The sequence below is a fragment of the Arthrobacter sp. SO3 genome (assembly GCF_020532825.1).
Lineage (GTDB): Bacteria > Actinomycetota > Actinomycetes > Actinomycetales > Micrococcaceae > Arthrobacter.
This window is the reverse complement of sequence record NZ_MQTS01000100.1, coordinates 1-8,941: the sequence shown is the minus strand read 5'-3', so window position 1 is coordinate 8,941 and position 8,941 is coordinate 1. Positions and strand designations below refer to the sequence as shown.

At 68.6% G+C, this 8,941-nt stretch carries 8 protein-coding genes; all 8 read left to right on the top strand.

The features are described 5' to 3' along the window. Positions 1-1,331 (top strand): hypothetical protein (locus tag BJQ90_RS10095; protein WP_226760156.1); only part of this gene is annotated, 1,331 nt, incomplete at its 5' end. A 6-nt stretch (positions 1,332-1,337) separates the two neighbouring features. Then, a complete protein-coding gene (locus BJQ90_RS10090) occupies positions 1,338-2,327 on the top strand; it encodes an HAD-IIA family hydrolase (RefSeq protein WP_226760155.1) in 990 nt (329 codons plus the stop codon). Positions 2,328-2,337: 10 nt separating this feature from the next. Beyond that, positions 2,338-2,676 carry a hypothetical protein gene (locus tag BJQ90_RS10085; RefSeq protein WP_226760154.1) on the top strand — a complete coding sequence of 113 codons (339 nt, stop codon included), beginning with the start codon at positions 2,338-2,340 and terminating at the stop codon, positions 2,674-2,676. Next, a complete protein-coding gene (locus tag BJQ90_RS10080; RefSeq protein ID WP_226760153.1) occupies positions 2,663-3,475 on the top strand; it encodes a TlyA family RNA methyltransferase in 813 nt (270 codons plus the stop codon). The genes BJQ90_RS10085 and BJQ90_RS10080 overlap by 14 nt, the downstream gene beginning before the upstream one ends. A gap of 22 nt (positions 3,476-3,497) precedes the next feature. Beyond that, a complete protein-coding gene (locus BJQ90_RS10075; RefSeq protein WP_226760152.1) occupies positions 3,498-4,538 on the top strand; it encodes an NAD kinase in 1,041 nt (346 codons plus the stop codon). Positions 4,539-4,541: 3 nt separating this feature from the next. Beyond that, positions 4,542-6,281 carry a DNA repair protein RecN gene (gene recN / locus BJQ90_RS10070; RefSeq protein WP_226760151.1) on the top strand — a complete coding sequence of 580 codons (1,740 nt, stop codon included), beginning with the start codon at positions 4,542-4,544 and terminating at the stop codon, positions 6,279-6,281. Between the two features lie 78 nt (positions 6,282-6,359). Next, the gene (locus BJQ90_RS10065) at positions 6,360-8,165 is read left to right on the top strand and encodes a CTP synthase (RefSeq protein ID WP_226760150.1); all 1,806 of its coding nucleotides are present in this window, start codon (positions 6,360-6,362) and stop codon (positions 8,163-8,165) included. Between the two features lie 27 nt (positions 8,166-8,192). Continuing rightward, complete coding sequence (locus BJQ90_RS10060) at positions 8,193-8,855, top strand: NUDIX domain-containing protein (protein ID WP_226760149.1); 663 nt, start codon at positions 8,193-8,195, stop codon at positions 8,853-8,855. The last annotated feature ends 86 nt before the right edge of the window (positions 8,856-8,941 follow it).

The window sequence follows — 8,941 nt, the reverse complement described above, 5'->3', positions numbered from 1 at the left end:
GTGGCGGGGCCGAGCGTAAGCCGTATGGTGATCGTGCTCCGCGTGAAGGCGGGGGACAGCGTCCCAGCTTTGGCGGTGGCGGTGACCGGGACCGCAAGCCGTACAGCGGCGGTGACAGCCGGAAGCCGTTCGGCAGCCGCGATGACCGTCCTGCCCGCAGCTTTGACCGCGATGACCGTCCTGCCCGCAGCTTTGACCGCGGCGACTCCGGTCCCCGCCAGTTCGGCCGCGACCGCGCAGAAGACCGCCCGGTCCGCGTTCCCAACGCCCGGGATCTCCGCAGCGCCAACCGTCCCGACCGCGAACGTTCGCCGCAGATCGACGACGACGTCACGGGCAAGGAACTGGACCGCGCCACGCAGCACCAGATCAAGACCCTGGAGGAAAACAGCGCCGAGTGGGTGGCCCGCCACCTCGTGATGGCCGGACGCCTGATCGACGATGAACCGGAACTGGCTTTCCAGCACGCCCTCGCGGCCAGCCGCCGCGGCGGCCGCCTCGCCGCCATCCGAGAGGCCGTGGGCCTGACCGCCTATGCCGCCGGCCACTACGGCGAAGCCCTGCGCGAGTTCCGCACCTACCGGCGGATCAGCGGCTCCAACATGCACCTGCCTGTTATGGCTGACTGCGAACGTGGCCTCGGCCGGCCGGACCGCGCCCTGGAAATGGCACGCTCCGAAGAAGCCAAGGACCTCGACGCCCCCGGCAAGGCGGAACTGGCCATCGTGGCCGCCGGCGCCCGGACCGACTTGGGCCAGCTCGATGCTGCCGTCTCCGAACTGGAAATCGCCCAGCTGGACATCAACCGGGCCTTCTCCTACAGCCCGCGCCTGTTCCGCGCCTACGCCGATGCATTGACCGCAGTGGGCCGCACGGCCGAAGCGGAAAAGTGGCAGCGCCAGGCAGTCGTGGCAGAGAACGCACTCGGCCTCGATGTCTCGGAAGACCCGGACATCATCGACCTTGGCTGGGACGAGGAAGAGGAAGCCCGGGAGGAAGCGCAGCAGCGCCGCCTCCTCGCCGAGCAGGCCGCCCAGCGGTCCGCCCCGGCTGACCAGGAGCGGGCGCCGCGTGGCGCCAGCGCAGCGGCCGTTGCAGGTCTCCCGGAAACGGCCGAGGCGGCAGTGAATGCCCTTGACGAAGGATCGGACGACGCCGAGTCCGACTTCTGGGAGTCCGACGACGCCGAGTCCGATGACGACTCCGTGGAAAAGGACGCCCTGGACCGCTCCGAGGTGCTCACCGGTGAAGACTCCGGCGAAACCGGACACGATGGGTCCCATGAGGGTTCCCAGGACGACTCCCGCGAGCCGGAACGCGCCGAGGGCTGATCGGGAATGGCTGCACCGGAACTGATCTCGACCTTCGACGCACTGCTCGCCGATCTCGACGGCGTGGTCTATGCGGGACCCCACGCCATACCGGGCGCCGTGGAGTCCCTGCGCCGGCTCGCCGGGATCGGCGTCGGCCTCGGCTACGTCACCAACAATGCGTCCCGGACGCCCGCGGAGGTGGCGCAGCACCTGCGCGATCTGGGTGCCCCGGCGGAGGACCACCAGGTCGTCAGCTCCTCGCAGGCCGCGGGGGAGCTGCTGGCTTCGCTGCTGCCGGCGGGATCCCGTGTTCTCATCACCGGCGGGGCGTCGCTGGCCCAGGAGATTGAACTCGCGGGGCTGGTGCCGGTCCGCAGCGAAGCCGAGCAGCCTGTTGCCGTTGTGCAGGGGTTCCACCCGGACGTCGGGTGGAAGGATCTCGCGGAGGCCGCGTACGTCGTTGCCGGCGGGGCCCTGTGGGTGGCCACCAACACGGACATGTCCATTCCGCAGGCCCGGGGCATGGCGCCCGGCAACGGGACGCTGGTAGCCGCGGTGGCTGCCGCCACCGGGCAGCAGCCCCTCGTCGCGGGTAAACCGGAGGCTCCCTTGTTCCACGCTGCCGCGAAGCGGCTGGCCGCCGACCGGCCGCTCGTCGTCGGCGACCGCCTGGACACCGACATCCTCGGCGGCAACAACGCCGGCTTCGCCACAGTCGCCGTCCTGACCGGCGTCGACACCAGGGAGTCCATCCTCGCCGCTCGCACCCAGGAACGGCCGGATTACCTCATTAACGACCTCACGGACCTCTACCGGCCCTACCCGGCAATTGAGCTCGACGCCGGGCAGCACCGCTGCGGCGAGGCGTCCGCCGTCGTGCACGGGCAGACGGTCCGGGTCACCGGCGATCCCGGAGACCTTGACGCCTGGCGGGCCGCCTGTGCGGCCTGGTGGACAGCCAACCCGGAGACCGCCACCGCCCTGGCGCCGGTCCTCGAATGGCTGGATCACTAGACTGGGCACCATGACCGAGCCTAACCACACCACCGGGACAGACGCTGCCGGGGAAAACTCGCAGGTCATCTGGCCGGCGCGTCCGGCAGAACCGGACGAAGCCGCCGGGAACGCTGCCGGGGACCCCGCCGTGGTGGCGCTCCTGGACCGCCTCCGTGATTTGCCGGAACTGCCGGTGGCCCTGCACGGGGAGGTCTACGCCGGGCTGCACGACGACCTGCTGGCCTCCCTGAACGAGGATGTCGCAGGACCCGCCGGGAGTCAGGCCGCCGGGGGACGGCGCGCCAGGGGACAAAATACGCCCGGAACCACCATTGAAACAGGGGACACCACGCATGAGCAGGCTTGACCAGGCCCTCGTCAGCCGGGGGCTCGCGAGGTCCCGTACCCATGCCGCCCGCCTTGTCGCCGAAGGCAAGGTCAGCTCCAACGGGGAAGTGCTGGCAAAGGCCTCGCTCCAGGTCCAGGACGACATGGTCCTGGACGTCGCCGCCGCCGATGAGGACAACTACGTCAGCCGCGCCGGACACAAACTGGCGGGCGCGCTGGACGCCTTTCCCGCCGTAGAGGTCGAAGGCAAGCGGTGTCTCGACGCCGGTGCCTCCACCGGCGGATTCACCGAGGTGCTCCTGCGGCGCGGGGCGGATCACGTCGTGGCCGTTGATGTCGGTCACGACCAACTGGTCCCCGTGATCCGCCATGACCCCCGCGTGTCCGTCCACGAGGGCCTCAACGTCCGCTACATGACGCCGGATGAGATCGGCGGCCCGGTGGCGCTGACGGTGGCGGACCTGTCCTTCATCTCCCTTACCCTCGTGCTGGCCTCCCTCGCGGCGTGCACGGAACCCGGCGGGGACCTGGTCCTGATGGTCAAGCCGCAGTTCGAGATCGGCAAGGACCGGCTGGGCCGCACCGGCGTCGTCACCTCGGAGCGGGAGCGCCGCCTCGCCGTGGGCAAAGTCGCGGCAGAAGCCATGGATTCCGGGCTGGAACTCAAAGGCCTCGCCAGCAGCCCGTTGCCCGGCCAGGACGGAAACGTCGAGTACTTCCTGTGGATAAAGCGCGGGATTGGAACAGACCTGCCTAAGATCGAAGAGCGGGACGCAGCCGTTGCTGCGTTACTCGGAACAATCTGGCCCAAGTACTAGAAGCACTAGAAGGCGGAACCCGATGAGCAGGCGTGTCCTCATCCTTGCCCACACCGGCCGTGAGGAGTCCCTCAAGGCTGCCTGGGAGGCATGCGCCCAGCTTCACGACTCCGGCATCGTTCCGGTCATGCTGAAATCCGAGCTCGGGGACATGGTCCGCTTTTTCGGACGCCTTGACCAGCCTGTCGAGATCCTCCATGACCACGTGATGCTGCCCGACGTCGAGCTCGTGATGGTGCTCGGCGGCGACGGCACGATTCTCCGCGCCGCTGAACTGGTGCGCGAGTTCGATGTGCCGCTGCTCGGCGTCAACCTCGGCCACGTCGGATTCCTGGCCGAGAGCGAACGGGCGGACCTCGCCCAGACCGTCGAATGGATCGCGAGCCGCGAATACAGCGTGGAAGAGCGGATGACCATCGACGTGCAGGTCTGGGTGCGCGGACAGAAAATCTGGCACACCTGGGCCCTCAACGAGGCCGCGATTGAAAAGGGCAACCGGGAACGGATGCTCGAAGTGGTCACCGAGGTCGACGAAAGACCCCTGACGTCCTTCGGCTGCGACGGCGTCGTCCTGGCCACCCCCACCGGCTCCACCGCCTACGCGTTCTCCGCCGGCGGCCCGGTGGTGTGGCCCGAGGTCGAGGCCCTCCTGATCGTGCCGATCAGCGCCCATGCGCTCTTCGCCAAGCCGCTGGTCGTCTCGCCCCGCTCCCGGCTCGCCGTCGAAATCCTGAACCGTACCGACGCGCAGGGCGTGCTCTGGTGCGACGGCCGCCGCTCGGTGGACCTCCCGCCCGGAGCGCGCGTGGAAGTGACACGCTCCGCCACGCCCGTGCGGCTCGCCCGCACCCACCAGACGCCCTTCTCCGGCCGCCTGGTCCGCAAGTTCGAACTGCCCATCCAGGGCTGGCGCGGACCCATGCCGCAGGCCGCCGCGGTCCATACCGGCCCGGTGCCGGTGATCCGCACGCCGCGCCCGATGCCCCCGCTTCAGGTTCCGCCGCAGGCTCGGCCGCCGTATGCGGGGCCGGGCGAGACCCCTGATCCATCGACTGCGAAGTGAACCATGCTTGAAGAACTGAGAATCCGCGACCTGGGTGTCATCACCGACGCCACACTGCCCCTCGGCCCGGGCCTGAGCGTTGTGACCGGTGAAACCGGAGCCGGCAAGACCATGGTGGTGACCGCCGTCGGGCTGCTGCTCGGTGCACGGTCCGACGCCGGAGCCGTGCGCAGCGGCGCGAAAAGCGCCTCCGCCGAGGCCACCGTGAGGCTCGACGCAGGGCACCCGGCCGTGGCGCGCGCCCGTGAGGCGGGGGCCGAGGTCGAGGAGTTCGACGGCGGCGCCGAGCTGCTGCTCGCCCGCAGCGTGGGCGCGGACGGCCGAAGCCGCGCCTACCTTGGCGGACGCGCCGCCCCCGTGGGCGTGCTCGGGGAGATCGGCGAAACCCTCGTCGTGGTCCACGGCCAGTCCGGTCAGATCCGGCTCAAGAGCCCGGTCGCACAACGGGAGGCCCTCGACAAATTCGCGGGGGAGAGCCTCGCGGCGACGCTCGGCACCTACCAGCAGCTCCACGCGCACTGGAAGTCCAGCCAGGGCCAGCTGGATGAGCTCCGCAGCGCCGCCCGGGAACGCCTCCGCGAGGCCGAGTCCCTGGAAGCTGCCCTGGCCGAGATCGACGCCGTCGACCCGCAGCCGGGGGAGGACGAATCGCTCAAGGCCGAAGCCGTCAAACTCGCCAACGTCGAGGAACTCAGGATCGCCGCCACCACGGCCCACCAGGCGCTCACCGCCGAGGACTTCGGCGAGGACGCCGACGCCACCACCTTGGTCGACGCAGCCAAACGCACCCTGGAACACGTCGCCGAACACGACGAGGAACTCGGGTCCGCGGCCGCCAGGCTCGCCGAGGTGGGCTTCCTGCTCAACGACATCGCCACCGAACTCGCCAGCTACCAGGCCGCCCTCGACTCCGAGGGCCCGGAACGGCTCGCCGAGATCGAGAACCGCCGGGGCGCCCTGGCAACGCTGGTGCGCAAGTACGCCCCAAGCATCGACGAGGTGCTGGTCTGGGCTCAGGAGGCCCGGACGCGGTTCCTGGAGCTGCAGGATGACTCCACCCGGATCGAGGCCCTGGAGGCAGAGGTGGGCCGCGCCGGGGACGAACTGGTCAAACAGGCCGCGGGGATCAGCAAGTTGCGGAAGAAGGCCGCCAAGGAACTCTCCGCCCGCGTCAGCGCCGAACTCAAGGCTCTGGCGATGGCGGATGCCACCCTGGTCATCACCATCGAGTCCGGCGGGCAGCCAGGCCCGTTCGGCGCGGACGAGATCTCCTTCCTGCTCCAGCCGCACTCCGGCGCCCCGGCCCGCCCGCTGGGGAAAGGTGCCTCCGGCGGTGAACTGTCCCGCGTGATGCTCGCCATCGAAGTGGTGCTGGCCGCCGTCGACCCGGTCCCCACCTTCGTCTTCGACGAGGTCGACGCGGGCGTGGGCGGCCGTGCCGCCGTCGAGATCGGCCGGCGGCTGGCGATGCTGGCCCGGCACGTCCAGGTGCTCGTGGTGACCCACCTGCCGCAGGTGGCAGCGTTCGCCGACCAGCACATCCGGGTCACCAAGACCTCCGTGCGCGGCGCCGACGGCGCCACGGCGACCGGCTTCACCTCCAGCGACGTCCAGCTCCTCGACGAACCGGAGCGCGTCCGCGAGCTGGCCCGGATGCTCGCCGGCCAGGAGGATTCCGAATCCGCCCGGGCCCACGCCCAGGAGCTGCTGGACGACGCCAGACTCCTGCCGCAGCAGGCCTGAGCATGTCCCCTGGCGGCCCGGGACTGGGATGACAATCACAGCGCTTTGCCCCGAACAGACCCTTGGAAGGCTGAATTGATGATAGGCTCGAACTCCGTGGTGCAGCGATCAAATTCCCGTGTAAATTCCCGGTTTCCGGGCTCGTCCAAGACGACCAAACACATCTTCGTCACCGGTGGTGTGGCGTCCTCGCTCGGAAAGGGACTGACGGCTTCGAGCCTCGGTCACCTCCTGCGGGCACGCGGCTTGTCTGTAACAATGCAAAAGCTCGATCCCTATTTGAACGTGGATCCGGGCACGATGAACCCCTTCCAGCACGGCGAAGTCTTCGTCACAGACGACGGCGCCGAAACGGACCTCGACATCGGCCACTACGAGCGCTTCCTCGATGAGAACCTCGAAGGCTCGGCCAACGTCACGACCGGACAGGTCTACTCCACGGTCATCGCCAAGGAACGCCGCGGGGAATACCTCGGCGACACCGTCCAGGTCATCCCGCACATCACCGATGAGATCAAGCGCCGCATGCGGCTTCCCGCCGAGGGCAAGCACGCCCCCGACGTGATCATCACCGAGATCGGCGGCACGGTGGGCGACATCGAGTCGCAGCCGTTCCTCGAATCCGCCCGCCAGGTCCGCCAGGACATCGGCCGCGGAAATGTGTTCTTCCTGCACGTCTCCCTCGTGCCGTACATCGGCCCCTCGCAGGAACTGAAGACCAAGCCGACGCAGCACTCCGTTGCCGCGCTGCGGTCCATCGGCATCCAGCCCGAAGCGATCGTGATCCGCTCGGACCGCGAAGTCCCGCAGCCCATGCGCGACAAGATCGGCCGCATGTGCGACGTCGACATCGACGCCGTTATCGGCTGCCCGGATGCGCCGAGCATCTACGACATCCCGAAGACCCTGCACTCCCAGGGCTTGGACTCCTACATCGTGCGCGCCCTCGACCTTCCGTTTAAGGACGTCGACTGGACCAGCTGGGACAGGCTCCTCGACGCGGTCCACAACCCCAAGCACGAGGTTGAGATCGCCCTGGTCGGCAAGTACATCGATCTGCCGGACGCCTACCTGTCCGTGACCGAGGCGCTGCGTGCCGGCGGTTTCGCCAACGACACCAAGGTCAAGATCCGCTGGGTCCCCTCGGACGAATGCGAAACCCACGAGGGAGCGGTTAAGTCCCTCGACGGGGTTGACGCGATCTGTGTCCCGGGCGGCTTCGGCATCCGTGGACTTGAAGGCAAGCTTGGCGCTCTGAAGTATGCCCGCGAATCCAAGCTCCCGGTCCTGGGCCTCTGCCTGGGTCTGCAGTGCATGGTGATCGAGTACGCCCGCAACGTGGTCGGCCTCGAGGGCGCTTCCTCGTCGGAGTTCGAGCCGGATTCCAAGTACCCGGTGATTGCCACGATGGAAGAGCAGCTGGACATCGTCGACGGCAAGGGCGACCTGGGCGGCACCATGCGCCTGGGCCTGTACGAGGCTCGCCTGGACGAAGGGTCCGTGGTCGCCGAGACCTACGGCACCACCAAGGTCAGCGAACGGCACCGGCACCGCTACGAGGTCAACAACAAGTACCGCGAGCAGATCGCCGCCAAGGGACTGGTGTTCTCCGGAACGTCGCCCGACGGCAAGCTCGTGGAGTACGTGGAGCTTCCCCGCGAAGTCCACCCGTACTACGTTGCCACGCAGGCACACCCTGAGCTCAGCTCACGCCCGACCCGGCCGCACGCGCTGTTCTCGGGACTGGTGAAAGCCGCCTTGGAGCACCAGAAAGGCAACGGCAGCAAAGCCGCCAACGCGGCCGCGAAGGCAGACACGGCAAAGGCAGACACAGCCGCGGACGATCCCTCCGCCGCCAAGCCTTCCCCGGTAGTGTCGAAGTAACCATCAACTGAATCAAAGGACGGCGCGATGCCCGGTAACCCTGAGACCCCCCATGCTGCACGGCTGGTTTCGGATGAACCGAGCCCGCGCCGTCTTTTGTCGTCCCGGACGGTCTACGAAGGCCGGATCTGGGACGTGGTCAGTGACAGTTTCCAGCTCAACGACGACGGCGATCCGCTCGTCCGCGACTACATCGAACACCCGGGTGCGGTGGCGGTCCTCCCGATGAACGACGACGGCGAGGTGCTCCTGATCAAGCAGTACCGGCACCCCGTCGGCATGGACCTCTGGGAGATCCCGGCCGGACTCCTCGATGTTGAGGGTGAGGACTTCGTGGCCGGAGCGGCACGTGAACTCGCCGAGGAAGCTGACCTCATTGCCGGCCAATGGAATGTCCTGGCCGACTTCTTCAATTCCCCCGGGTCCTCCAGCGAAGCCATCCGCATCTACCTCGCAAGGGACCTGAGCGATGTGCCCGGCCACGAACTCCACATCCGGACCGACGAAGAGGCCGAAATCGAACTGCACTGGATCCCTTTGGATGCAGCCGTGCTGGCCGTGCTGGAAGGGCGCCTGCACAACCCGTCCGCCGTCGTCGGAATCCTCGCCGCTGCGGCCGCCCGGCCCGACAACTTCACGGGCCTCCGCCCCGGTGACGCGCCGTGGCCCGCGCATCCCAGCCAGCGCTGATGGTGGAATCGCTGATCGCCGAGCCTCCGGCAGCTGCGCACCTCCCGGCCCCCGCACCGGCCGGCCCGTCCGCGTCCGGGCAGTCG